This window comes from Clostridium pascui, assembly GCF_016908015.1.
Lineage (GTDB): Bacteria > Bacillota > Clostridia > Clostridiales > Clostridiaceae > Clostridium_AK > Clostridium_AK pascui.
Genome location: NZ_JAFBDB010000004.1, coordinates 272,490 through 297,150, shown reverse-complemented (window position 1 = coordinate 297,150; position 24,661 = coordinate 272,490). Strand labels below are relative to the sequence as shown.

The 24,661-nt window shown below is 32.7% G+C and carries 30 protein-coding genes and 2 pseudogenes; 30 read left to right on the top strand and 2 right to left on the bottom strand.

The window, feature by feature from the left end:
- Positions 1-14 precede the first annotated feature (14 nt).
- From JOC70_RS12055 to JOC70_RS11990, 14 genes are all read left to right on the top strand, one after another.
- A complete protein-coding gene (locus JOC70_RS12055; RefSeq protein ID WP_035311424.1) occupies positions 15-1,235 on the top strand; it encodes a YgeY family selenium metabolism-linked hydrolase in 1,221 nt (406 codons plus the stop codon).
- Between the two features lie 15 nt (positions 1,236-1,250).
- On the top strand, positions 1,251-2,234 hold the full coding sequence (locus JOC70_RS12050) for an ornithine carbamoyltransferase (RefSeq protein WP_204599127.1): 984 nt from the start codon (positions 1,251-1,253) through the stop codon (positions 2,232-2,234).
- Between the two features lie 13 nt (positions 2,235-2,247).
- Positions 2,248-3,612, top strand: a complete 1,365-nt coding sequence (locus JOC70_RS12045; protein ID WP_204599126.1) for an 8-oxoguanine deaminase — start codon at positions 2,248-2,250, stop codon at positions 3,610-3,612.
- A gap of 19 nt (positions 3,613-3,631) precedes the next feature.
- Entirely contained in the window at positions 3,632-4,066 is a 435-nt protein-coding gene (locus JOC70_RS12040; protein ID WP_204599125.1) for an MOSC domain-containing protein, read from the top strand.
- Positions 4,067-4,085: 19 nt separating this feature from the next.
- Positions 4,086-5,069: an ornithine carbamoyltransferase gene (locus JOC70_RS12035; protein WP_204599124.1), complete on the top strand. Its 984-nt coding sequence runs from the start codon at positions 4,086-4,088 to the stop codon at positions 5,067-5,069.
- A gap of 197 nt (positions 5,070-5,266) precedes the next feature.
- Positions 5,267-6,214, top strand: a complete 948-nt coding sequence (arcC, locus tag JOC70_RS12030) for a carbamate kinase (protein ID WP_204599123.1) — start codon at positions 5,267-5,269, stop codon at positions 6,212-6,214.
- A 75-nt stretch (positions 6,215-6,289) separates the two neighbouring features.
- A complete protein-coding gene (locus tag JOC70_RS12025) occupies positions 6,290-7,312 on the top strand; it encodes a molybdopterin-binding protein (protein WP_204599122.1) in 1,023 nt (340 codons plus the stop codon).
- Between the two features lie 15 nt (positions 7,313-7,327).
- The gene (locus JOC70_RS12020) at positions 7,328-7,816 is read left to right on the top strand and encodes a molybdenum cofactor synthesis domain-containing protein (RefSeq protein ID WP_204599233.1); all 489 of its coding nucleotides are present in this window, start codon (positions 7,328-7,330) and stop codon (positions 7,814-7,816) included.
- A gap of 22 nt (positions 7,817-7,838) precedes the next feature.
- Complete coding sequence (gene moaA / locus JOC70_RS12015) at positions 7,839-8,801, top strand: GTP 3',8-cyclase MoaA (RefSeq protein WP_204599121.1); 963 nt, start codon at positions 7,839-7,841, stop codon at positions 8,799-8,801.
- Between the two features lie 2 nt (positions 8,802-8,803).
- Positions 8,804-9,286: a cyclic pyranopterin monophosphate synthase MoaC gene (gene moaC / locus JOC70_RS12010; RefSeq protein ID WP_204599120.1), complete on the top strand. Its 483-nt coding sequence runs from the start codon at positions 8,804-8,806 to the stop codon at positions 9,284-9,286.
- A 206-nt stretch (positions 9,287-9,492) separates the two neighbouring features.
- Positions 9,493-10,122, top strand: coding sequence for an HDIG domain-containing metalloprotein (locus tag JOC70_RS12005; protein WP_243429119.1), 630 nt, complete (start codon positions 9,493-9,495; stop codon positions 10,120-10,122).
- 129 nt (positions 10,123-10,251) lie between these two features.
- Positions 10,252-10,476 (top strand): helix-turn-helix domain-containing protein, encoded by a 225-nt coding sequence (locus JOC70_RS12000; protein ID WP_204599118.1) that lies wholly within the window; start codon positions 10,252-10,254, stop codon positions 10,474-10,476.
- Between the two features lie 113 nt (positions 10,477-10,589).
- Positions 10,590-11,111, top strand: coding sequence for a peptidylprolyl isomerase (locus tag JOC70_RS11995; protein ID WP_204599117.1), 522 nt, complete (start codon positions 10,590-10,592; stop codon positions 11,109-11,111).
- Positions 11,112-11,309: 198 nt separating this feature from the next.
- A complete protein-coding gene (locus JOC70_RS11990; RefSeq protein ID WP_204599116.1) occupies positions 11,310-11,879 on the top strand; it encodes a serine/threonine protein kinase in 570 nt (189 codons plus the stop codon).
- A gap of 141 nt (positions 11,880-12,020) precedes the next feature.
- Here the strand turns inward: JOC70_RS11990 and JOC70_RS11985 are convergent, their stop codons facing one another.
- The gene (locus JOC70_RS11985; RefSeq protein WP_204599115.1) at positions 12,021-13,952 is read right to left on the bottom strand and encodes an NAD(+) synthase; all 1,932 of its coding nucleotides are present in this window, start codon (positions 13,950-13,952) and stop codon (positions 12,021-12,023) included.
- Positions 13,953-14,089: 137 nt separating this feature from the next.
- Here JOC70_RS11985 and JOC70_RS19410 point away from each other — a divergent pair, with 137 nt between their 5' ends.
- On the top strand, positions 14,090-14,254 hold the full coding sequence (locus tag JOC70_RS19410) for a LysR family transcriptional regulator (protein WP_207755295.1): 165 nt from the start codon (positions 14,090-14,092) through the stop codon (positions 14,252-14,254).
- On the opposite strand, the pseudogene JOC70_RS11975 reads toward JOC70_RS19410, so the two are convergent.
- Positions 14,231-14,407: pseudogene (locus tag JOC70_RS11975) on the bottom strand (MerR family transcriptional regulator); the annotation flags it as partial. The gene JOC70_RS19410 and the pseudogene JOC70_RS11975 sit on opposite strands and share 24 nt — an antisense overlap.
- Positions 14,408-14,682: 275 nt before the next feature.
- On the opposite strand from JOC70_RS11975, the gene JOC70_RS11970 reads away from it, so the two are divergent.
- The 15 genes and pseudogenes from JOC70_RS11970 (at position 14,683) to JOC70_RS11900 (ending at position 24,599) form a co-directional block, all read left to right on the top strand.
- Complete coding sequence (locus JOC70_RS11970) at positions 14,683-15,357, top strand: TetR/AcrR family transcriptional regulator (RefSeq protein ID WP_204599114.1); 675 nt, start codon at positions 14,683-14,685, stop codon at positions 15,355-15,357.
- Entirely contained in the window at positions 15,347-16,528 is a 1,182-nt protein-coding gene (locus JOC70_RS11965) for an Acg family FMN-binding oxidoreductase (protein WP_243429118.1), read from the top strand. The genes JOC70_RS11970 and JOC70_RS11965 overlap by 11 nt, the downstream gene beginning before the upstream one ends.
- Positions 16,529-16,749: 221 nt before the next feature.
- A complete protein-coding gene (locus tag JOC70_RS11960) occupies positions 16,750-17,043 on the top strand; it encodes a hypothetical protein (RefSeq protein ID WP_204599113.1) in 294 nt (97 codons plus the stop codon).
- A 201-nt stretch (positions 17,044-17,244) separates the two neighbouring features.
- The gene (locus JOC70_RS11955) at positions 17,245-17,484 is read left to right on the top strand and encodes a hypothetical protein (protein WP_204599112.1); all 240 of its coding nucleotides are present in this window, start codon (positions 17,245-17,247) and stop codon (positions 17,482-17,484) included.
- 98 nt (positions 17,485-17,582) lie between these two features.
- Positions 17,583-17,672, top strand: a pseudogene (locus JOC70_RS19405) (DUF4275 family protein); the annotation flags it as partial.
- Between the two features lie 36 nt (positions 17,673-17,708).
- Positions 17,709-18,197 carry a hypothetical protein gene (locus JOC70_RS11945; protein WP_204599111.1) on the top strand — a complete coding sequence of 163 codons (489 nt, stop codon included), beginning with the start codon at positions 17,709-17,711 and terminating at the stop codon, positions 18,195-18,197.
- A gap of 84 nt (positions 18,198-18,281) precedes the next feature.
- Positions 18,282-18,512 (top strand): PF20097 family protein, encoded by a 231-nt coding sequence (locus tag JOC70_RS11940; protein ID WP_204599110.1) that lies wholly within the window; start codon positions 18,282-18,284, stop codon positions 18,510-18,512.
- 43 nt (positions 18,513-18,555) lie between these two features.
- Positions 18,556-19,167 (top strand): hypothetical protein, encoded by a 612-nt coding sequence (locus tag JOC70_RS11935; RefSeq protein WP_204599109.1) that lies wholly within the window; start codon positions 18,556-18,558, stop codon positions 19,165-19,167.
- Between the two features lie 144 nt (positions 19,168-19,311).
- Positions 19,312-19,731 (top strand): YcxB family protein, encoded by a 420-nt coding sequence (locus tag JOC70_RS11930; protein WP_243429117.1) that lies wholly within the window; start codon positions 19,312-19,314, stop codon positions 19,729-19,731.
- 65 nt (positions 19,732-19,796) lie between these two features.
- The gene (locus JOC70_RS11925; protein WP_204599108.1) at positions 19,797-20,222 is read left to right on the top strand and encodes a Na+/H+ antiporter NhaC family protein; all 426 of its coding nucleotides are present in this window, start codon (positions 19,797-19,799) and stop codon (positions 20,220-20,222) included.
- Between the two features lie 142 nt (positions 20,223-20,364).
- Complete coding sequence (locus JOC70_RS11920) at positions 20,365-21,234, top strand: AraC family transcriptional regulator (protein WP_204599107.1); 870 nt, start codon at positions 20,365-20,367, stop codon at positions 21,232-21,234.
- Complete coding sequence (locus JOC70_RS11915) at positions 21,235-22,179, top strand: ABC transporter ATP-binding protein (RefSeq protein ID WP_204599106.1); 945 nt, start codon at positions 21,235-21,237, stop codon at positions 22,177-22,179.
- Positions 22,180-22,183: 4 nt separating this feature from the next.
- Positions 22,184-22,939, top strand: a complete 756-nt coding sequence (locus tag JOC70_RS11910) for an ABC transporter permease (protein ID WP_204599105.1) — start codon at positions 22,184-22,186, stop codon at positions 22,937-22,939.
- 271 nt (positions 22,940-23,210) lie between these two features.
- Positions 23,211-23,642, top strand: a complete 432-nt coding sequence (locus JOC70_RS11905) for an NfeD family protein (protein ID WP_204599104.1) — start codon at positions 23,211-23,213, stop codon at positions 23,640-23,642.
- Positions 23,643-23,654: 12 nt separating this feature from the next.
- Positions 23,655-24,599, top strand: coding sequence for an SPFH domain-containing protein (locus JOC70_RS11900; protein WP_204599103.1), 945 nt, complete (start codon positions 23,655-23,657; stop codon positions 24,597-24,599).
- The last annotated feature ends 62 nt before the right edge of the window (positions 24,600-24,661 follow it).

Below are 24,661 nucleotides of genomic sequence, written 5' to 3'. Positions count from 1 at the left end.
AGGGGGTATGGAATATGTCAAAGGATTATAAAGCAGAGGAGATATTAAAGCTTGCTGAGGAATACAAGCAAGATATGAGCAAATTTTTAAGAGATATGATTTCAATTCCAAGTGAAAGTACACAGGAAAGAGAAGTAGTTTTACGTATTAAAGAGGAAATGGAAAAGGTAGGCTTTGATAAAGTAGAAATAGATCCTATGGGAAATGTACTTGGCTATATTGGACATGGAAAGCACATAATAGCTATGGATGCACATATAGACACAGTGGGAATTGGTGATCCAAATCTTTGGCACTATAATCCATATGAAGGATATGAAGATGAAGAGATTATAGTTGGTAGAGGTGCAACAGATCAAGAAGGCGGTATGGCTTCGATGGTTTATGCAGGCAAGATAATAAAGGATTTAGGACTCGAAGATGATTATACATTAATTGTTACAGGTACAGTTCAAGAAGAAGACTGTGATGGATTATGCTGGCAGTATATTATAAATGAAGATAACATAAGACCTGAGTTTGTAGTATCAACTGAGCCAACCTCATGCAACATATATAGAGGACAAAGAGGAAGAATGGAAATAAAGGTTACAACTAAGGGGATAAGCTGTCATGGCTCGGCACCAGAAAGAGGAGACAACGCTATATTTAAAATGGCTCCAATACTTATTGAACTAAGAGCTTTAGCAGAAAACTTACACTATGATGAGTTCTTAGGAAAAGGATCGCTTACAGTATCAGAAGTATTTTTCTCATCACCATCTAGATGTGCTGTAGCAGATGGATGTACAGTTTCAATAGATAGAAGATTAACAGATGGGGAAACCTGGCAAGGTGCTTTAGAAGAAATAAGGAACCTTCCAGCAGTAAAGGCAGCTAAGGCCGAAGTTTCAATGTATGATTATGCCAGAGCTTCTTATACAGGACTTGTATATCCAACAGAGTGCTATTTCCCAACTTGGGTATTACCAGAAGAGCACCCAGTATGTGAAACACTAGTGGAAGGATATAAAAAGTTATTTAGATCTGAACCATTAGTAGATAAATGGACATTTTCAACTAATGGAGTATCTATTATGGGGAGATATGGAATACCATGCATAGGATTTGGTCCAGGACATGAAGATCAAGCTCATGCACCAAATGAGAAGAATTGGAAGAGTGAACTTGTAAAATGTGCAGCTATGTATGCAATAATTCCGATATTATATGTTAAAGAGCATGCAAGTAAATAAGAGGGGGATATAAAAATGCAAACAGTATTTAGGGGAAGACACTTTATAACATTACAGGATTACACAAATGAAGAAATAGAAACAATGCTAGATGTATCCTATGATTTAAAGAGAAAATTTGCAATGGGAATAGATACTCCATACTTACCACATAAGACAATGTTTTTAATGTTCTTTGAACAATCTACAAGAACAAGAAATTCTATGGAAGCGGGAATAGCTCAACTTGGAGGACATGCAAATTACTTAGATACAAGTACAATGCAAGTATCCCATGGAGAAAGTGCAAAGGATACAGCAGTAATACTTTCAAGATTTGGTCATGGAATAGCTTGTAGAAATTGTTTCTGGGAAGAAGGAAATAAATATATAACTGAAATGGCAAAGCACTCATCAGTTCCAATATTCAATTTACAATGTGATTTGTATCATCCAATGCAGGCATTAGCAGATCTGATGACCATGGAGGAAAAGTTTAAAAATACTAAAAAACTAAAGGTATCAATAATTTGGGCATATGCAACAACACATAAAAAGCCAATATCTGTACCAGTAAGCCAAGTATTGCTGTTCCCAAGGTTTGGGATGGACGTGACCCTTGCATATCCAAAGGGATATGAATTACCAGATTGGGTAATAGAAAAAGCAAAAGTTTACGCAGCGCAGTATGGAGGAAGTGTGACACTTACTCATAATATGGAAGAGGCATATAAGGATGCAGATGTAGTAATACCAAAGAACTGGGGAAACTGGGTAACAAATCAAAGTAAAGATGTTATAGATGACTTGCTTGAAGCAAACAAAGCATGGAAATGTACAGAAGAAATGATGGCACTTACAAAACCAACTAGTATATATATGCACGCATTACCAGCAGATAGAAAAAATGAAGTTGTGGATTCAGTAATAGATGGACCACACTCTGTAATATATGATGAGGCAGAAAATAGGATTCATACAGCTAAGGCTGTAATGACACTTTTAATGGGCGGAAAATAGGTGGTGATTTTATTTGAAAAAGCTTTTGAAAAATTTGAGCAAGGTTGTAACCTTTGATGATAAGGATAGTATTTTTGATGGCTATGACATTTTGGTTAATGATAAGGTAATTGAGAAGATAGATAAAGATATTAAGCCAGAGATGAACATGGAGGTTATAGATTGTAGGGGACTTCTTGCTATGCCTGGTTTTGTAAATACCCATCATCATTTATACCAAACTTTATTTAGGGGTATAGATGAAGTTCAAGAAAAGCCCCTTTTCCCATGGCTTGTTGGGCTTTATGAATTTTGGAAGCATATAGGTCCAGAGGCTGTATATTATGGAGGGATGGTTGGATTTAGTGAACTTTTGAGGACAGGATGCACAACAACTATGGATCATCATTATGTATTTCCAGAAAATAAACCAGCTACCTTAATAGATGAACAGATAAGAGCAGCTAAGGAAATAGGGATAAGGTTTCATGCTACAAGGGGATCCATGTCCTTAGGCAAAAGCAATGGTGGATTACCACCAGATAGTGTAGTTCAAAGTGGAGATAGGATACTTGAGGACAGTGAAAGACTTATAAATAAGTACCACGATAAAGAAGATTTAGCTATGACAAGGATAGCACTAGCACCATGCTCACCATTTTCTGTAACTGAAGATTTAATGATTAAATCTCAAGAACTTGCAAGAAAAAATAGGGTTATGCTTCATACTCATTTAGCAGAAACAAAGGATGAAGAAAGATTTTGCTTAGAAATGTACGGAAGAAAGCCAGTGGAGCTTATGGAAAGTGTAGGATGGCTTGGTGAAGATGTATGGTTTGCTCATGTAATTCATGTAAATGAAGAGGAAATGAAAAAGCTTAAGGGGGCAGGAGTAGCTCATTGTCCATCTTCAAATATGAAGTTAAACAGCGGAATATGTTCTACTACAGACTTACTAAAAGCAGGAGTAAAAGTTAGCATAGCAGTAGATGGAAGTGCTTCAAATGATGGTTCAAATATGTGGGAAGAAGTTAGACGTGCATATCTTTTAAATCACTTAAAATATGGCACAGAGGGATTAGATGCTTATAACATCTTAAGGCTTGCAACTAGAGGAGGAGCAGAGGTACTGGGAAGACATGATATCGGTATACTTGAAGGTGGAAAGGCTGCAGATATAGTGCTTTATGATTTAGATGATGTAGCCTATGCAGGATGCCATAATCCACTAGTAGGGCTAGTTACTTGTGGAAATACTAGTTTAGTGAAGATGACCATGGTGAATGGAAGGATAGTTGTAAAAGATGGCGAATTATTAACTATGAATACAAAAAATGTAAAGAAAGAAGCACATAAAATTGCAGAAGATATAGTTAAAATTGAGAGAAATAAAAGGTGAAAAGACGGGGGGATGCTCTATGGCTAAAGTTATTTCAATTAATATTAGTGAAGAAAAAGGAGTTATAAAAAATCCTATAGAGAAGGGTTTTTTTAAAAAGGATTTTGGGCTAGAAGGTGATGCCCATGGAGGAAATTGGCACAGGCAGGTAAGTATTCTAGCTGAAGAAAGTATAGATAAAATGAAAGAACTAGGGCTAAGTGAGCTGACCCCTGGGGTATTTGCAGAAAACATAACTACAAAAGGAATAATTCTTTATACATTACCCATAGGCACAAAACTTAAAATGGGTGAAGTAGTTATGGAAGTCACTCAAATAGGAAAAGAGTGTCATAGTGGATGCCAAATAAGTAAGATTACAGGAAAGTGCATAATGCCAAAGGAAGGTATCTTTGCAAGGATATTAGAAGAAGGCTACATACAAGCCGGAGATGAAGTGAAGATAGCTAAATAAAGGATTGGGGGATATAAAAATGCAAACAGTATTTAGGGGAAGACACTTTATAACACTACAGGATTACACAAATGAGGAAATAGAAACGATGCTAGATGTTTCATACGATTTAAAGAGAAAATTTGCAATGGGAATAGATACTCCATATTTACCACATAAGACAATGTTTTTAATGTTCTTTGAACAATCTACAAGAACAAGAAATTCTATGGAAGCAGGAATAGCTCAACTTGGAGGACATGCAAATTACTTAGATACAAGTACAATGCAGGTATCCCATGGAGAAAGTTCAAAGGATACAGCAGTAATACTTTCAAGATTTGGTCATGGAATAGCTTGTAGAAATTGTTTCTGGGAAGAAGGAAATAAATATATAACTGAAATGGCAAAGCACTCATCAGTTCCAATATTCAATTTACAATGTGATTTGTATCATCCAATGCAGGCATTAGCAGATCTGATGACCATGGAGGAAAAGTTTAAAAATACTAAAAAACTAAAGGTATCAATAATTTGGGCATATGCAACAACACATAAAAAGCCAATATCTGTACCAGTAAGCCAAGTATTGCTGTTCCCAAGGTTTGGGATGGACGTGACCCTTGCATATCCAAAGGGATATGAATTACCAGATTGGGTAATAGAAAAAGCAAAAGTTTACGCAGCGCAGTATGGAGGAAGTGTGACACTTACTCATAATATGGAAGAGGCATATAAGGATGCAGATGTAGTAATACCAAAGAACTGGGGAAACTGGGTAACAAATCAAAGTAAAGATGTTATAGATGACTTGCTTGAAGCAAACAAAGCATGGAAATGTACAGAAGAAATGATGGCACTTACAAAACCAACTAGTATATATATGCACGCATTGCCAGCAGATAGAAAAAATGAAGTTGTGGATTCAGTAATAGATGGACCACACTCTGTAATATATGATGAGGCAGAAAACAGGATTCATACAGCTAAGGCTGTAATGACACTTTTAATGGGCGGAAAATAGGGACTAAATTTTAGTAGTAATTTTATTTAACATTCCTGAAGAATGGTGGAGTTCCTATAGCTTATAATTCTTGAATAATAAATATTTTCAATAATTATAAGCTAATGAACTCACAATATTTTTGAAGGCTGGGGTTGAAACAAAAATTATTATTAAAGCTTTATTTAGATGTATAGTTAAAATAAAGGGGGATCTTTATGAAAATTGTTATAGCACTTGGTGGAAATGCACTTCAGGCAAACCCAAAGGATCTAACATCAGAGGCACAGCTTTTTGCAAGTAGAGAAACAGCTAAATCGTTGGTTGATTTAATTGAAGAAGGGCATACTGTAGCAATTGTACATGGCAATGGACCACAAGTTGGACAAATAATAAATACGCTAGAAACTGCAAACAAAGCATCAGGGGCACAAATTCCTGCTATGCCTTTTGATGTTTGTGGAGCCTTTTCTCAAGGATATATTGGATATCACTTGCAAAAAGGTATAGAAGAAGAATTGAAAAGAAGAGGAATAAAAAAGCCTGTAGGAACGGTTATAACCCAGATGCTAGTAGATAAAGAGGATTCTGGTTTTGAAAATCCAACCAAACCTATAGGTTCTTTTTATAGTAAAGAAGAAGCAGAAAAGCTTATGAAAGAAAAAGGATATGTAATGAAAGAGGATGCAGGTAGAGGATGGAGAAGGGTTGTTGCATCCCCAAAGCCAATTGATATAGTTGAAAAAGAAATTATTCATACTATGATAAGTTCAGGTATGATTACAATATCCTGCGGGGGCGGGGGAATACCTGTAATATATGAAGAAGACAAGATAGAAGGAATTGCTGCTGTAATAGATAAGGATTTTGCAGCAGAAAAGTTGGCTGAAGTAATAGATGCAGACATACTTTTAATATTAACTGCAGTAGATAAGATTTATGTAAATTATAATAAACCTAATCAAAAGGAAATTTCAAGAATAAATATAGATGAATTAAATGAATATATAGAAGAAGGTCAATTTGCACCAGGAAGTATGCTGCCTAAAGTAGAGGCAGCTAAAAAATTCGTGCAATTTGATAAGAATAAAATAGCTATAATAGCATCATTAAGCAAAGCAATGGAAGCATTGAATGAAACAAGTGGTACAAGAATAGTCAGATAATTCAGTTGAGAAATTTCTTTATAAAGGATATAATACTATTAAGTAACAAATGCGTATATATATGGGGGTATGGATATGAAACAAGTCAAAGTTGAAGATGCTATAGGAATGATAGTTGGACATGATTTGACTAAAATTGTACCAGGAGAATTCAAAGGAGCCGCATTTAAAAAAGGGCATATAATTAGGAAAGAAGATATACCCATGTTGAAAAGCATGGGTAAAAATCATATAAATGTTGTAGAAATAAATGAGGGAGAACTTCATGAAAATGAAGCAGCAGAAAGAATAGTACATGCAGTGGCAGGAGAAGAATTATATTACAGCGAACCTAGAGAAGGGAAAATTGAGCTAAAGGCTAAGAACAGAGGCATAGTAAAGGTTAACATAGAAGCATTAAAAGAAATAAATAATATAGACCAGATAATAGTAGCTACCCTTCATAATAATACTTTGGTACAAAAGGATCAAGCTGTAGGAGCTACAAGGACTATTCCTCTTGTAATAAAAGAGGACAAGATAGTAAAGGTTGAAGAAATCGGAAGATTAAATAACAAAGATATAATAAATATAAAGCCTATTAAAGCTTTGAAGGTTGGAGTTGTAGTTACAGGAACTGAAGTATTTGAGGGAGTGATTAAAGATAGATTTGCACCAGTATTAGTTGATAAAGTAAAGAACTATGAATGCACTCTTATTGATTTGGTATATGCTCCGGATAATAGAGAAGTAATAAAAAATGAAATAGAAAAGTTAATTAAAAATGGAGCAGAGGTAGTGCTTGTATCTGGTGGAATGTCTGTAGATGCAGATGATGTAACCCCTTTGGCAATAGAAGATGCAGCAACAGAAGTGATATCCTATGGAGTACCTGCTCTTCCGGGAAACATGCTTATGATGGCATATAGAGGAGAGTGTGCCATATTTGGAATACCAGGAGCTGCAATGTACTTTAAAACTACTACTTTAGATATTCTTCTCCCAAGAGTACTAGCAGGGGAAAAAATAAGGAGGGAAGAGATAGTAGAATTAGGGCATGGTGGTTATTGTCCAATGTGTAAAGAATGTACATATCCAAATTGTCACTTTGGAAAGTAAGAAATGGGGGAATAAATCATGAGAGCCGCAATAATTACTGTAAGCGATAAGGGGTCAAGAGGTGAGAGGGAAGATATAACGGGAAAAGTTCTGAAAGAAATACTTATTAAAGAAGAGTATGATTTATGTTATTATAGCATAGTTCCAGATGAAATTGATCAAATAAGCAATGAAATAGTAAATTGTTGTTATGAAATGGATATAGATTTACTTTTAACAAATGGAGGGACAGGCTTTGCAAAAAGGGATGTAACTCCAGAGGCTACATTAAAAGTTATTGATAAACAGGTTCCAGGAATTCCAGAAGCCATGAGAATGGACAGCTTTAAGATAACTCCCAAAGCAATACTTACAAGAGGAGTAGCAGGGATAAGGGGAAATACTCTTATAATTAACTTACCAGGAAGCCCTAAGGGTGCATCAGAAAATTTACAGGTAGTGCTTCCAGCATTAAAGCATGGAATAGAAGTTTTAAAGGGTGAAGCAAGTGAATGTGCTAGGTGATAAATAGGCAGGGGAGATATGTATGATAGATAATCATGGAAGAAAGATAAATTATTTAAGAGTTTCATTAACTGACAAGTGTAATTTAAGATGTATATATTGTATGCCTGAAATATGTCCAAAATTAACTGAAGAAAATCCCCCTCAGATGAAAATTAATGATGTCATTAAGATTGTAAATGGTGCTTCAAAGCTTGGGATAGAAAAGATAAGGTATACGGGTGGAGAACCGCTTATTGTGAAAAATATAGATAGACTTATATACGAAACTCATAAGCAAGCTAAAATAAGGGATATAGCAATTACTACAAATGGAATATTTTTAGAGGATGCAATATATGATTTGAAGATTTCAGGACTAAATAAAGTAAATATAAGTTTAGATACATTAAAAAATGATAGATATAAAAAAATAACTCGTGGTGGAGAATTAAATAAGGTATTTAAAGCTTTAGAAAAGTGCTTAAGTCTGGGACTTAAATCCGTTAAAATAAATACAGTGCTTTTAAAGGGAATCAATGATGATGAAATAATAGATTTCATAAGCTTAACTAAAAAATATCCAATTGATGTAAGGTTTATAGAGCTTATGCCATTAGGCGAGGGTATTAAATATTATGATAAATTTTTCATGACTTCAAAGGAAGTTTTAGAAAGGTTTCCTGAACTTATAAGGGAAAGGGAAAATGAGATTTCTACTGCAGAGCTTTATAAATTAAAAGATTCAATTGGAAAGGTGGGTTTTATAAGCCCACTTAGTTGTAAATTTTGTGATAGCTGTAATAAGATAAGATTGACATCAGAAGGGAAAATGAAACCTTGTCTTCATTCAGATGAGGAAATAGATATAATGACATATTTAGATAATGAAGAAAAGCTTTTAGATAAAATAAGATATTCAATAATGGAAAAACCAAAGGAGCATCATATTGAAGAAGTACATAAAACAAATACACATAGAATGATGTTTCAAATAGGAGGATAAATATGCGAAAGGACAAACTTACACATATAAATGAGCAAGGAAGAGCAAGGATGGTTGATATAAGTTCTAAGGAAATTACTGAAAGAGAAGCAGTCGCTTATGCATGTATTTATATGAAAAGTGAAACTTTAATGAGAATAAAGGAAGGAAGCATAAAAAAGGGAGATGTACTTTCTGTATCTCAAGTGGGAGGAATAATGGCATGCAAAAACACATGGAGTATTATACCTATGTGCCATAATATAAATTTATCTTCTTGCGATGTGAAGTTTAATTTAGATGAGGAAAATAGTAAAGTTGATATATATGTAAATACTAAGACTACAGGTCAAACTGGTGTGGAAATGGAGGCTCTGACAGCAGCATCTGTGGCAGCACTTACAATATATGATATGTGTAAGGCAATAGATAGAGAAATGACAATAACAGATGTAAAGCTTTTAAAAAAAACTGGTGGAAAATCAGGAAGCTTTGTTAGAGAGTAAATTGAATATTCTAGTATAAATTCTTTTAAATATAAGCAAATTAATAAAGTAATTAACTATATTTAAGAGGAGTGATTTATATGGCAAAGAAAGGTATGACAAGACCAGCACCAGATAACATGCCAGGTAAGAGAGTTAAGAAAAGAAATAATAATGAACAAAACCAGGTTGTAGAAACAAAAAAATAACAAAGGATGAGTGTATATATGAATACTCATGAAGTTTTTTTAGAAATTACAAAGCATCTTATGGAGGATGAAACACCTTCTATATATTTAAATGAACTTGTAAAAAGTGAAGCATTTAATCAATATCCTTTTAAGCTACTTAAAGCTATGACAAAAACAGAGCAAAGCCCAACTCATCACCCAGAGGGTTCTGTTTGGAATCATACAATGATGGTAGTGGATTCAGCAGCTAAAGAAAAAAAATTAAGTGAGCATCCTGAAGTATTTATGTGGGGAGCACTACTACATGATATAGGTAAGCCCCCAACTACAAAACTTAGGAAGGGCAGAATAACATCTTATGATCATGACAAGGAAGGTAAAAAGCTTGCAGAGGAATTTTTAAGATGCTTTACGGACGATGAAGAGTTTATAGAAAAGGTAGTAGCATTTGTAAGATGGCATATGCAGCCACTATTTGTATCTAAAAATTTACCGTTTGCAGATATAAATAAGATGTCTGAGGAAATTGATTTAGATGAAATAGCCCTTCTTTCTCTTTGTGATAGACTGGGAAGAGGAGAAATGACAGAAGAAAAGATAGAAAAGGAAAAGAATGGAGTAGAAGAATTTAGACACAAGGTTTTGGAAAAACTAGCTAAAAGATGAAAATAAGTGATAAAACCCCGTGGTAATAAATACAATTAAATATAAAGCATAGGATTTTTCAAAAATAAATGATATAATTGCTTTAGAAGATCTTATATAGTTACTAGAGTTATATAAGGGGGGCTTTATATGTTGGATGGAAAAAAGGTTAGAGAGTATAGGCTAAGGCTTGGATACACTGCAGCAGATGTGGAAATCCTTACAAGAAATACTAGGTTTGAAACGTCCATATCTAAATCTTATCTTGAAGAACTTGAGAGAGGAGATAAGAAAAACCCCAGTCTTCAAAAGATAGTGGTTTTAGCAAGCATACTTTGTTGCAAAGTAGATGACTTATTAGTGCACGCTTGTTGAAATTAAAAAACATATTCATATAAAATAGGCGATGTTTAATTAAAACATCGCCTTAAATTGCTAATGAAAGCTTTATATAAAATATGGCTTTGAAAATAAAGGAGGAATACATAATGCAAAAGAATCCAATTGTTACTTTTACTATGGAAAATGGAGATGTTATGAAGGCTGAACTATATCCAGAGGTTGCACCAAATACAGTGAAAAACTTTATAAGCCTTGTAAAAAAAGGTTTTTATAATGGGCTTACATTTCACAGAATAATACCTGGATTTATGATACAGGGAGGATGCCCACAGGGAACTGGAATGGGTGGCCCAGGATATGGTATAAAGGGAGAATTTAAAAGAAATGGTTTTGCAAATGATTTAAAACATACAGAAGGCGTGCTTTCAATGGCAAGAGCAGGACACCCTGATTCAGCAGGAAGCCAGTTCTTTTTAATGGTAGCAGCAGCTCCGCACTTAGATGGAGATTATGCAGCCTTTGGAAAGCTAATAGAAGGAATGGACTTAGCAAAAATGATAGTTAAAGTTCCAGCAGATTACATGGATAAACCATTAGAACCACAGGTTATGAAAGAAGTAACTGTAGATACTTTTGGTGAAGAATACGGGGAACCTGAAACTGTATAGAAACATTTTAAAGCAGTATTGAAATATATATTTTCTAAGGGAACTCAAAAAAGAGTTCCCTTAATTCATATTTTAAGAATATAAATTTCTCTATAGCACTATTCCAAATAAACAATATGAATAAAACCCCCCTACACTAATGTCATATTAATTTTATTTGCATATAATATTTTAAAGCACTAAGTAAAGTTGATAAAGATGAACAACTTATTAGAAATTCAAAATTGTACGTTTCTTGGTTCTGGAACTGAAGGAAGTGTATATTTAACAGAAGAAGGATATGCACTTAAATGTTTTAAGGATCTAAATGCAGCTAAAAGTGAGGAAGAAATACTTAACATAGCTAAAGACAGTGTTTTCTTTCCAAATACCATTTTAAGAGTTAGTAATATTTTAATAAGGGAATATGTCGATGGTGAAAATCTGTACGAATACATGAAGAAGAATGGATTGCCTTATAGTCTTTCTATGGAAATTATTGAATTGATTGAAGATTTAAAAAGACTAAACTTCAAAAAGCTAAATGTCAGAAATTCACATACATTTGTTACTTCTAGTGGAAAGATAAAGGTTATTGATCCAAGAGAACCTTTTACTATCAACATGCCATATCCAAAAGACATTATTAAAATGTTACTAAAATTGCATCTTTATGATAAATTTTTAAAAGATGTAATAAGATATAACCCAAAAGTACTTTCTTATTGGATTGAAGGTCATAATTATCTTGCATCTAAAAGAATTCGTAGAGTGCAAAAATATGCTTAAGAACTAATACCAGAGTTTCAATTGAAACTCTGGTATTAGTTTTATTTTAATAATTATAATATCCTTTGTAGGCCTTAAACTGTTTTCCATAATATTAATATCTTTATTTATAAGGTGAAAATTTGCATAATCTAAATTTTTTTATGTTAAAAAAGAGCTGCTACTTGCGTCTGATGGCATTCTTAAATCTCCTCTAGGGGATAGGCTTATAGTTCCAACCTTTGGGCCATCAGGCAATGCTGAACGTTTAAATTGTTGAGAGAAAAATCTTTTAATAAACATTTGAAGCCATTTTTTAATTTCATCCTTAGAATAATCTTTTTCAAAGGCTTTTTCCGCTAGAAATAATATTTTTTCAGGAGAAGCACCCTTCATAAAATTATATAAGAAGAAATCATGAAGTTCATATGGTCCTACTATATCCTCTGTCTTTTGTGCTATTTCACCCTTGTTATTCTTTGGAAGAAGTTCAGGACTTACAGGAGTATCTAAGATATCTAAAAGAATAGATGAAATATCTTCAGAAACCTCATTTTCGGCCACATATCTAACTAAATATCTTACCAAGGTCTTTGGTATAGAGCAGTTTACAGAGTACATTGACATATGATCTCCATTATAAGTTGCCCAGCCAAGTGCGAGCTCTGATAAATCTCCTGTACCTATGACAAGACCGTCTTCTTTATTTGCTATATCCATAAGTATTTGAGTTCTTTCCCTTGCTTGAACATTTTCATAAGTAACATCATGGATATTCTCATCATGACCAATATCCTCAAAATGTTGAAGAGAGGCCTCAACTATATTTATTTCTCTAAAATCAGTGCCTAGTTTTTTACATAAATCCACTGCGTTATTATAAGTTCTATCAGTAGTTCCAAATCCAGGCATGGTTATTGTAACTATGTTTTTCTTATCAATATTTAACATATCATAGGTTTTAAGCACAACTAAAAGTGCAAGAGTTGAATCTAGTCCTCCTGAAATTCCTACAACAGATTTTTTAAGTCCTGTATGACAAATTCTCTTAGCTAAAGCTGAAGATTGAATGTTAAATATTTCCCTGCATCTATCCATTCTTTCACTTAAATTAGAAGGAACAAAAGGATGTTTATTTATGTATCTTTCAAAGTTTACAACCTTATTAGATAAAAATTCAAATTCTATTTCACGAACCTTTGATATGGAAGTTTTAGAGCCATCTCTAAAGCTCATATTTCTTATTCTATCATTCATAAGTCTTTCTACATCAACAGTAGATACTATGACTTCATTTTCCCTTTGAAATCTATCATTTTCCTTAAGCATAGCTCCATTTTCAGAAATTAAAAGATGCCCACTAAATAATAAATCAGTAGAGGACTCAAATACTCCAGAAGATGAGTATACATAAGCTGCCATGCATCTAGCACTTTGAGAATTAACAAGATTTCTTCTGTAGGAAGCTTTACTTACTATTTCATTTGAAGCAGAAAGGTTTCCAATTATATTTGCTCCATTTAATGCAAGATAGCTGCTTGGAGGGATGGTAACCCAAATATCTTCGCAGATTTCAAATCCAAATTTAAATATTCCTGAATAAAATAATAAATCTGTTCCAAAGGGGACATCCTTTTGAAATGAGAGATTTACTATTTCATCTGTTATATTAAGTCCTTCAGTAAACCATCTCTTTTCATAAAACTCAGAGTAGTTTGGTAGAAAGCTCTTTGGAATAATTCCTAAGACCTTACCGTTAAATATTATAAAAGCACAGTTATACATGCAATTGTTAATTATAAGAGGAGCACCCACTGCAATTAGTATATCCTTAAGCTTTGAAAAATCACATAACTCCTTTAAAGCCTCCATGGAAGAGCTGTATAATTTGCTATTTAAAAATAAATCTGCACAGGTATAAGAAGTTATAGAAAGTTCAGGAAATACTATAAGTTTTGCTTCCGTATCTAATGCTTTATCTATACATTCCTTTATATTTTTCAAATTAAAACTTATATCAGCCACATTTGTAATAGGACATGCAGCTGCAACGTTTATAAAATCCTTAGAAGGAGAATAAGTTGTATCTTTCATGTTTATAAACCTCCAAACTTAAATAGTAACCAGTAAATATAGTATAACTCATAGTTGGTAAATTTAACATAAAGAGATAAAAAATAAGCTATAATTGATAAATATGCATGTAGCAGTAAATCCGTTATTATCCCAATTTGATTTCTCAACCAAGTCTATCTAATTGTATACGTGACTTGGAAAAGGAAGTCAAAACTATCATATTTGTAAGGAACAGTAAGGGAGTTGCCTTGACAAATGAACGTACTCAATTCTTACGATACGCAAGACAGGTCATACAGCTCAAGTTCTTTAAAAAATAAAATTTGCTGCAAGGTTTCAAGAGCCTCATCGTCATAGAGTCTGTATCCTGTGTCTGTGATTTCGCTTGGCTTTAATAATCCAATTTCATCGTAGTAATGTAGTGCGCGCACACTTATTCCTGTTAAATCATAAACTTGTTTTACTGTTCTCACTTTACACCTCCAAGTTTGATTTTAGAGCTGTTAATACTATCTAGCACTCAGCCGGCTGGGTATTTTTGTGAATATAGTGAAGCTCTATTTTTATATTAAACTATCACGCGGTGTTAGGGTCAACACTTTTTTAGGTGTGGAGACTTAACAAATATTCAGTACTAAAGAGTATTTGTACATGAAGCGGTTGACAAAAATTGTTAAATGTATTATTATAAATTAAAGTAAACTATGAGTTTACTTTACTTCATATAAGTGAAAGAGAGTGAAATGGTATGGGGATAAATGAACGTAAAGAAAAAGAAAAAGAAATTCGAAGAAATGATATTATTGATGCTTCAGAAAAAGTATTTTTTTCAAAAGGATATGATGTAGCTACCATGGAAGACATTGCAAGGGAGGCGGAATTTAGCAAAAGGACAGTATACGTTTATTTTAATAGTAAAGAACAGCTATACTTTGAAATAATGGTGAGAGGATATAAAATTTTAATTTGGATGATGGAAGCTTCCATTAAAGAGGTAGAAGGTGGAAATGGATTAGATAAAATAAAACAAATTGGTAGAACCCTTTATAAATTTAGCAATGAATATCCTGACTATTTTAACGCTATTATGGGGTATGAAAATAGTGAACGGGATTTTGCCAATGGAATACCTGATGAATCAAGAGAGGAATGTTATGCACTTGGAGAGAAAATGTTTGGCTATTTAACTTCAGCATTAAAAAATGGTATTGAAGAAGGAGTAATTCGAAGTGAATTAGATATTGTAAATACAGCTATCGTTTTATGGTCATGTACTATTGGTTTATTTAATACATTAACTAAAAAAATAAACTATATTAATCATTATAATAATAGGAATTCTGAAGAACTGTTATTAGAAGGTTTTGATATGTTAATAAGGTCCATAAAAAATGAAAATAGAGGTAAGGAAAATGAAAAATAGAATGATAATTATACTTCTAAGTATTGTTGTTATATTATTAGTAGCTTCTGCTATTGTATTTATAGCAGGTGGTATTTTTTCAAATCCAAAATATGTAGAGCCATGGAAGAAGTCTTATTCAAAAAAATTTGATGATCCAAGAATACAACTTGCAGCTCATGGAATTTTAGCAGCAAATGGTCATAATATGCAACCTTGGAAGATTAAATTAGATGCTGATAAAGATGTTTTTTATTTATTTGCAGACAGTGAACACTTGACAAAAGAGGTAGATCCTTTTGCAAGGCAGACTATGATTACTCAAGGCACTTTTCTTGAATATGTGAGAGTTGCAGGAGAAAAGTTAGGATATGAAACCAATATAGTGCTTTTCCCAGATGGAGAGTATGATGAACAAAATCTTGCTGGGAGCATGAATAATAAACCAGTGGCTAAAATAACATTAACAAAAGTTGAGCCTAAAAACAGTGTCCTTTATGATTTTATGTTTTTACCAGATACTAATAGGGCAGCGTATCAGAAAACACAATTAACTTCAGATCAAATAAAGCAATTAATAGCTATCAATACGGATAAAGACATGACAATAAAGATTTTTCAGGATAAAGAAAACATTAAAAAGTTAGGAAACTATGCTGTGAAAGGAGCAGAAATTGAATCAAGTATTCATCGTATAAATCAAGAATCGTCAAATATTTTTCGCTCTAATGAGTATAAAAAAAATAAATATAGATATGGTTTTTCTGTTGAAGGACAAGGAACAACTGGAATCATGAAATATGTTATGCAAGGACTTATTACATTGGTTCCATCCATTAATAACGAAAAAAATTCAGCTGATATATATGTAAAATCCACTCAAATGGTAGTAGACAACACCCCTGCTTATGTCATGATTATTACCAAAGATAATAGTCGCATTGAGCAAGTTAAAAGTGGAATGCTTTATAGCAGGTTGATTCTAACAGCGCATTCATTAGGTTTTGTTATGCAACCTCCTAGCCAAGTATTAGAAGAATATACAGAAATGAAAGAGCAATACAATAAAATTCATAGTAACTACGCTCCCAAAGATAGTACCATTCAGATGTTTTTACGTATGGGTAAGCCTACACAAGAATTTCCTCAAAGCATGAGAAGAGACGTTATGGATTTAGTAGATGGAAAGTAAAAATTACAGAAGAATATATAGCAGATTCAATTATAAACGCTCTAAACTGAGATTAGAGTGTTTAATTTTATAGTATTTAAATTTCCATATCTTGAAGGATATTGAGGTTATTTCTAGAATAATGGTATTAATAGTACGCAGATTGAACTACTTGGTGAGGATGGAGTTGTTAAAAGTAAATAGATCTACTATTGTAATTAATACCTGTGAGGAGTGTTAGTATGAAAGAAAATAAACAGTGGCATCCAATAAGAGCGATAATATTGATTTACTTGATATGCTTTGTGTTTAGAGCAATTGAATACATGTTTATTCGTACTGATCAAAGCATTTTCGGAGAGGCATTTATACATAAATTGGCCGGTACCCTTGTACTTGTGTTGGCAATACGACATTTCTCATTGAAGTGGCCCGAGGTAGGATTTATAGGCAAGTCAGCGGGAAAAAATATAGTATATGGACTGCTGCTCGGTGCTTCTATGTTCATCAAGCTTGCGGAAATGAGATGCTCATGAATTACAAGTGATTCGTATTTCTATTGCTCAGACAGTATCGTTCCTGATTGTCCTTTTTATCTACTGGAAAAGTGGAGCACACTATAAGCGTACATTTCGTAAACAGAATAATAAGATGTATTCTATATTAAAAGAAATATGAACCTTACTATAATTTATATAATTAACTAGGAGTAAATATTGGGGGAGGGTAATATAGATATGTATATAATAATATCAGCAGTAATAGTAGGTGTGTTTATATTATTTGGAAGTATAATACTTGGAAAATATATTATAGGTATAGGTGAAAATAATGAAACTGGTATATATCAAATGGTTAAGATAGATGAAAAAAATATTGTTATATTGGATACAAGGACAGGACAATATTGGGAAAAGTCTATTTTGGAAAATTCCTCTTTAAAAATATCGGATAAAGAGACAGATAAATATGCATAATTCTTACAATGTTACGCAAGCGTAAAATATTGTGTAACAATCAAAGGTATATAGGGAGGGGATAATTTGTATTTAATTGATATACTAGGAAAAGAGAATGCTTAACGGGTGAGGAAGCTGAACAGGCATTTAATAATGAGAATAAAAAATCTTGCTATATTTTTTATCAACATATAAATGATGGTTGATTAATATATAGATGAATTGATTTTTAGAGGTATTTTATGAAAAAGTTATATATATTTTTACTTATATTACTTGCGGGAGTAATATATTTTTATTATACAAAACCTAGTATATGTTCAAAATCCTATGAAGGTATACGATGTAGTATTAATAATGAATCCTATAAAGAAAATGTAACAATAAAACTTGATGGCAAATATACAAAAAAACCATTTTCATATGATGTATTTGAAGGAGATTTATATATAAACAATGATATATTGAAAAATGTAAAATTAGAATTTGATAAATTTAACAACTCACCAATTAGATATGATGATAAAAAAAGTAATACATTAACAACTTATGGATATATAATGATCAGTGATAACATCGATAAATTAACTATATTAGTAGCTGAAGAAGATATTAATAATGATTCTAAAAGTTGGCATTATGAAAATGGATTAATAATATCAGCACCAACTGATACAAAAGAAAATGCTATAAGAATTGCTGATCAGTTATTAACAAAACCTCATCAATAAATAAAAAAATATCAGAATATACTGATGAATAGTTGTAAATTAATAGGAATTTTAAAAATTAATAAAATGCGAGGATGTGATATAATGCAGTGCCCTTATTGTAATGAAGAGATGTTTAGCGGAGTTATTCATGGAGATAGATACTCAATTAAATGGGTGCCAAAGGACAAAGACAGGGGATCGTTATTACAATGGTTTTCAAGAGGTATAATTCTCGCAGGGATGGGTGAAAGTGTTGAAGAAGTATTTTATTGTGAAAAATGCGAGAAGATTATAATTGATACAAAAGGGAAAATGGATACAAGAAAAAAATAGTAAGGGAAATAAGTTAAGTGAAATCTATATAGGAGGGATTTGAGTGGTAAAAAAGATTTCTGCTATTATTTTTATGTTGCTACTGTTCATAAGTACAAATGTTTATGCAGGGGATATACCAGAGTCAATTATGTTAGGTAAACAAAATGCACTCTTCACAGGGAAAATAACTGCTATTAATACTGATACATATAGCATTGTCCCTTCTACAATTATGATGGGAAGTATAAAACAGCCAGAGCTTCAAATCAAAAAGTTTGATAAGTATTATGGAACAGGAAATAAACCTAAGATTGGCGACTTTATTGTAGCAGTTTTGTTAGATGAGAATAAAATTGATGATACTTGGGTATTTAAAAGCACATCTGAGGACTATAGAACTTTAAAACTTGTAAGCGAACCGTATGATATGGTACTTCGCTATGAAAAATATATCAATGAAGGAAAATACTTTGAAGCACAAAAGAGGATAGATGAAAATAAAAAAGTATCAAGTGCTTCTACTAATGTCAGTGTAGATAATACAAAAGAAGTTCAAAATAATAAAGAGCAATTTTATCTTACTAATGGTAAATTTATACCAATATCCATTGGAATTGCTTTGGGATTAGTTTCTTTATTTATAACTAAATTTAAAAAGAGTCATAACAATTGAATTTAAAAGCAATACAATATTTGGTCAAAGTAATTCGCGGAGGGGATTAAAATAGAAGTTAAGTTTGAAATAACAGAAGATGATTATATTAAGTTTAATTTATATCATGTTGAAAATTCACCATCACAGAAAAGGACATATAATTTGTTAAGATATGTAATGCCGGTATTGTTTTCAATACCTATATATGCAATAGGTACAAGTTTGTTTAAACAGCCAAGTGGTTATTGGATTGTTATCGATATATTATTTGTAGTAGTATGGATTATTAGCTATCCAAAACAATATAAAAAATTAGTAAAGAGACAAACTCAAAAAATATTGCAGGAAGGCGATAATTCATCTATATTTGGTAAAAAGACTATGTTAATTGATGAGAATAATATGAAAGTTTTTAGTGAATTTACATCTGAAACAATATCAAAGAAAAGTATAAAAACTATAAGAGTTTATGATGATATGATACTTGTTTACCTAAGTGGGTTTACCGCTCAAATAATACCAACAAGATATCTAAATGATGAATCTAAAAAATGCCTTATTAAGGAATTGGATATATTATAAGTATTAAAATATCTGTACTTACGGGGACGGCATTTGGGACAGCTGCTACCATTGGTGTAATTTGCATGATGATGGCAAATGCCATAGGTGCAAACGAAATATTGGTGGGAGTGGCTATATTATCTGGCATCTATTTTGGCGATAGATGTTCTCCAATGTCAACAAGTGCATTGCTAGTAAGCGAACTAACAGGAACAAATATTTATAAAAACATTCAACTTATGATTAAAGCGTCAATTGTACCATTTATATTTACATGTGCAGTTTATCTGAGTTTGGGATTTTTATGGTCAGGTAAAAGTGCTTCACTTGAAATTAGAAATGTGTTTGCAGATAATTTCAACTTGCATTGGCTCACTATTTTACCTGCTGTAATAATCTTCTCTCAAGAGCAAGGAATGTTGAGTATACCCCATGTGAAAAATATAATTCTTAATGACGATAAGCCCTTAGGGGCTTTTTTATTTGCGTTTTTTTATCTGTTTGTTTAACGTTCAGATAACCTTAAACAGGCCTAATTATTAACGTTTATATGAACAATATTAATAAAATAAGTTTACAAAAGAGGACATCAAAAGAGAGGATATATAATTTATATTGTGCTAAACTTTACATAAAAAGGGAGGTGGAAAGATGGAATGGCTGAAGCAACTAAATCAAGCGATTATTTATATAGAAAGTAATTTAACTAGGGATATTTCCTATGATGAAGCTGCAAAAATTGCTTGCTGCTCAACATATTATTTTCAACGTATGTTTTCTTACGTTGCAGGTATACCATTATCTGAATATATACGGCGTAGGCGCATGACAGCAGCAGCTTTTGAATTACAGAGAAGTGATATGAAAGTGATGGATATAGGCTTAAAATACGGCTATAAATCCCCCACATCTTTTAATCGTGCATTTCAAAGTGTTCATGGTGTCTCTCCAACTGTTGCACGGGTACAGGGAACTTTATTAAAAGCTTATCCCCCCATCAGTTTTTCAATTTTAGTTACAGGAGATGAGAATGTGAGCTATAGAATCGAGACAAAAGAATCAATAAGAATTGTTGGAGCAAGGATTGCATTACAAGAGGATATGGAACAAAACCAGAAGATTGTTCCAGTGTTTTGGAATAAAATGCTTGGAAGTACGTTGCTTTCTGAAATTTGCAGACTTACAGACAGAGATTTAAATTGTATTTTTGGTGTTACAGCATATACAAATCCCCAGAATATTTATTATTACATTGCTGTTCCAACTAATAAGCCTGTGCCCAAAGGCATGGTTGAGTTTGAGATACCTGCTGCTACATGGGTGATCTTTGAATGTAATGGTCACTTTAAGGAGTCAGTTCAGACCATATTCAAACGGTTTCTTACAGAATGGCTTCCATTTTCAGGCTATGAATATGCTGAATTACCGGATATAGAAGTTTATCCTGTAAAGGATGATGGATCAAAAGGTGGTTATATAGAAGTTTGGATTGCAGTTAAGAAAGAACGAGGTGAAAAATAAATGGATTATCAAATTGAAATTAATAAATTGGTTAAGCAGTATAAGAATGGAATCAGAGCCTTGGATGGTTTAAGTTTAAAAGTAAACCGTGGAGAAATTTTCTCTTTGCTTGGGCCAAATGGTGCAGGTAAATCTTCACTCATCAATATTCTTACAACCTTTTACAATCCTACATCCGGGGATGTAACCATGTTAGGTAAAGATTTATGCAAGGAACCTGATTGGGTCCGCACACAGATTGCCTGTGTTGCCCAGTGTGTTTCTATTGATGAGCATTTGTCACTTATGGAGAATATGATATTTCAAAGCAGGCTATACAAGGTTGATAGTGCTGTGGCAAGAAAAAGGATTAATGTACTGATTGACAATTTTGGGTTGTCGCAGTATTTGAAATATCCGGTTGCTTCCTATTCCGGAGGAGTAAAGCGTCGATTGGATATTGCTATGAATATGGTATCCATGCCTAAAATACTTTTTTTAGACGAGCCTACGGTTGGTATGGATATTGCTTCCCGAAAAGCCATGTGGGAAATCATGCGAAAAATTAGGGATGATTTTGAAATAACGATTTTTCTTACAACACATTATCTTGAGGAAGCCGATGAACTTAGCGATACAATTTGTATTATGAAAGAAGGTCGCGAATTGATCCAGGGGACTCCCGGAAGCTTGAAGCAATATACTAGACAAAATATACTCCGTATTGGTTTTTCTGATATGAAAAAAACCAAAGATTGTGCAGAAATACTTGCGCAAACACATTTGCTTACGTCAATAAACCTTAGAGAACACTCAATTTTTGCCGATATTGGAGATGATCGAAAGACTTTTGAAAATGTTAACAAGTGGCTTCTAGGAAAGGATGTTTCTTTTGACGCTATTGAAATTGTACAGCCTAGCATTGAAGATGTATTCTTGAAGTTAACTGGTATGGAAAGGAGATAACAAAATGGATACAATGAATATTTTGTTGCGTAATATAAAATGGCGCTTTCATAATCCTATTTCAATTCTACTTACTATTATACAGCCTCTCATTTGGCTTGTATTGTACAGTACAATCGCAGACCAGTCCATGGAGAACATAGCAGGCGGCAACTATACTACCTTTATTCTACCAGGTATAATGGTGCTTATTACACTTGCATGCTGCAGCAGCGGCGGATATATTAATTTTATTATGAAATCCAAAGGCAGCTTCTACAGGATATTGATAGCACCTGTAAAACGAACCTCCGTTGTTCTAGGGCAAATGCTGGAATCAGTTTTAGTTTCATTCACTGAAATAGCTATTATGCTTGTTTTGTCTATATTTTTATCAGTACGTATTGCATCGGGATTTACTGGATTGTTGCTAATGATGCTACTGATTTTCTTCACAGCATTTTTTATGTCAGGGCTATCATATGCTATTAGTCTTTGTTTACCCAATGAAGCAATTTATGAAACAATCATGAATTTGATTGTACTATCGATATTTTTTACTAGTACATCACTATTTCCCATGAACAGTATATCGGGATGGTTAAAAATTGCTGTGATGATAAACCCTTTCACCCATATTATAAACTGCCTGCGTAGCTTGATTTTTGTAACTTATATTGATTGGCAAAGCCTATTACTTGTAACAGGCTTATTTATATGCCTTTGCAGTATCAGCTTTGCATTAGCACTTTGGAGAGTGAAAAAAGAAACTGTCAATTAGATATAAACTTTTTTATAAAATTTTGAAACATTTTAGCTACCTATTCCCTCTTATATAGTGTAAGGCATGTATTCATATGTTAAAATTAATAAGAACTTATGAAATAGTATATTTAAACTCTGGAAGTCAAAATAAGGTCGCAATTTTTAGTCAATTAATGTATAATGGTATTAGTGAAACTTCATAAATAAGGTTTCACTTCTAAATTTTTAAAAACAAAAAAGTTTAGGGATTTGCTGCAAACAAATAATTGGTAAAGGAGGGCGTCGCCATGCTCACCACGACAGCTGCAATAATGTGGGTAATTATAGGCGGAATAGCACTAGCTGTAGATTTGACTACCAGTAGTCTTCTATTCGTATGGTTTACTGTAGGAAGCCTAGCTGCATTACTTGCACTTATACTAGGTTATTCATTTACAATACAAGTAATAGCTTTTATAGCTGTTAGTGTGTTATTTTTAGCTATAGGATATCCTCTTGCAAAAGAAATTCTGAAGAAGTCCGTAGATAAAATTCCAACAATGGAAGCAGGATATATAGGAAGGGAATTTGTGGTTAATAATGACGTGATGGAAAGAGCTATGATTAAAGTTGACGGGGTTTATTGGACAGTCAGAAATGAAGGAGAACCTATAATTAAGGGTGACAAAATTAGAGTAACTGGAACAGAGGGCAATAAGCTAATAATAAAGAAAATATAGAGGAGGACAATTATGTTATTTGGAAAAATATTTTTTATTATTTTACTCGTGATTTTACTATCAATGGTTATTTCATCCATAAAGGTAGTTAACACAGGATATGTTTATATACTTGAAAGGTTTGGACAATTTTTCAAGGTACTTGAGCCAGGATGGCATTTTACAATTCCATTTGTAGACTTTGTAAGAAAAAAGGTTTCTACTAAGCAGCAGATATTAGACATTGAGCCACAAAGTGTTATTACCAGTGACAATGTTAAAATATCCATAGACAATGTTATATTTTATAAGGTTATGGATTCTAAAGATGCAGTGTACAATATAGAAAATTATAAATCTGGTATAGTTTACTCAACTATTACAAATATGAGAAATATAGTTGGTAACATGAGTTTAGATGAAGTTTTATCAGGAAGAGATAAAATAAATAATGAACTTTTAAAGGTAATAGATGAAATAACTGATGCTTATGGGATTAAGATATTATCTGTTGAAATTAAAAATATAATTCCACCAGCAGAAATTCAAAATGCGATGGAAAAACAGATGAGAGCAGAAAGAGATAAAAGAGCAACTATCCTTCAAGCAGAAGGAGATAAGCAATCTGAAATTGCAAGGGCTGAGGGAGAAAAACAAGCTAAAATTTTACAAGCAGAGGCAGAAAAAGAAGCAAATATTAGACGTGCAGAAGGTCTTAAAGAATCTCAGTTACTTGAAGCTGAAGGTAAAGCAAGGGCAATAGAAGCCATTGCAGAAGCTGAAGCAAAGGCTATAGAAAAGGTTAATAAGGCAATAATAGAATCTGGTACAAATGAAACAGTTATTGCTTTAAAACAAATTGAAGCGCTGCAAGAAATGGCTAAAAATCCAGCTAACAAGCTTATATTACCTAACGAAGCAGTTTCTTCACTTGGAAGTATAGCTGCAATTGCTGAAATGCTAAAGGATAAGAAATAAAACTTGATAAACTTAAAGGAGTATGTGTTATAGACAGCCATACTCCTTTTTAAATATAATTT

Coding starts and splice junctions, on each gene's coding strand:
- JOC70_RS12055 (WP_035311424.1), top strand. CDS start 15: ATGTCAAAGGATTATAAAGCAGAGGAGATATTAAAGCTTGCTGAGGAA.
- JOC70_RS12050 (WP_204599127.1), top strand. CDS start 1,251: ATGCAAACAGTATTTAGGGGAAGACACTTTATAACATTACAGGATTAC.
- JOC70_RS12040 (WP_204599125.1), top strand. CDS start 3,632: ATGGCTAAAGTTATTTCAATTAATATTAGTGAAGAAAAAGGAGTTATA.
- JOC70_RS12035 (WP_204599124.1), top strand. CDS start 4,086: ATGCAAACAGTATTTAGGGGAAGACACTTTATAACACTACAGGATTAC.
- arcC (WP_204599123.1), top strand. CDS start 5,267: ATGAAAATTGTTATAGCACTTGGTGGAAATGCACTTCAGGCAAACCCA.
- JOC70_RS12025 (WP_204599122.1), top strand. CDS start 6,290: ATGAAACAAGTCAAAGTTGAAGATGCTATAGGAATGATAGTTGGACAT.
- moaA (WP_204599121.1), top strand. CDS start 7,839: ATGATAGATAATCATGGAAGAAAGATAAATTATTTAAGAGTTTCATTA.
- moaC (WP_204599120.1), top strand. CDS start 8,804: ATGCGAAAGGACAAACTTACACATATAAATGAGCAAGGAAGAGCAAGG.
- JOC70_RS12005 (WP_243429119.1), top strand. CDS start 9,493: ATGAATACTCATGAAGTTTTTTTAGAAATTACAAAGCATCTTATGGAG.
- JOC70_RS12000 (WP_204599118.1), top strand. CDS start 10,252: ATGTTGGATGGAAAAAAGGTTAGAGAGTATAGGCTAAGGCTTGGATAC.
- JOC70_RS11995 (WP_204599117.1), top strand. CDS start 10,590: ATGCAAAAGAATCCAATTGTTACTTTTACTATGGAAAATGGAGATGTT.
- JOC70_RS11990 (WP_204599116.1), top strand. CDS start 11,310: ATGAACAACTTATTAGAAATTCAAAATTGTACGTTTCTTGGTTCTGGA.
- JOC70_RS11985 (WP_204599115.1), bottom strand. CDS start 13,952: ATGAAAGATACAACTTATTCTCCTTCTAAGGATTTTATAAACGTTGCA.
- JOC70_RS11970 (WP_204599114.1), top strand. CDS start 14,683: ATGGGGATAAATGAACGTAAAGAAAAAGAAAAAGAAATTCGAAGAAAT.
- JOC70_RS11965 (WP_243429118.1), top strand. CDS start 15,347: ATGAAAAATAGAATGATAATTATACTTCTAAGTATTGTTGTTATATTA.
- JOC70_RS11960 (WP_204599113.1), top strand. CDS start 16,750: ATGAAAGAAAATAAACAGTGGCATCCAATAAGAGCGATAATATTGATT.
- JOC70_RS11955 (WP_204599112.1), top strand. CDS start 17,245: ATGTATATAATAATATCAGCAGTAATAGTAGGTGTGTTTATATTATTT.
- JOC70_RS11945 (WP_204599111.1), top strand. CDS start 17,709: ATGAAAAAGTTATATATATTTTTACTTATATTACTTGCGGGAGTAATA.
- JOC70_RS11940 (WP_204599110.1), top strand. CDS start 18,282: ATGCAGTGCCCTTATTGTAATGAAGAGATGTTTAGCGGAGTTATTCAT.
- JOC70_RS11925 (WP_204599108.1), top strand. CDS start 19,797: ATGATGATGGCAAATGCCATAGGTGCAAACGAAATATTGGTGGGAGTG.
- JOC70_RS11920 (WP_204599107.1), top strand. CDS start 20,365: ATGGAATGGCTGAAGCAACTAAATCAAGCGATTATTTATATAGAAAGT.
- JOC70_RS11915 (WP_204599106.1), top strand. CDS start 21,235: ATGGATTATCAAATTGAAATTAATAAATTGGTTAAGCAGTATAAGAAT.
- JOC70_RS11910 (WP_204599105.1), top strand. CDS start 22,184: ATGGATACAATGAATATTTTGTTGCGTAATATAAAATGGCGCTTTCAT.
- JOC70_RS11905 (WP_204599104.1), top strand. CDS start 23,211: ATGCTCACCACGACAGCTGCAATAATGTGGGTAATTATAGGCGGAATA.
- JOC70_RS11900 (WP_204599103.1), top strand. CDS start 23,655: ATGTTATTTGGAAAAATATTTTTTATTATTTTACTCGTGATTTTACTA.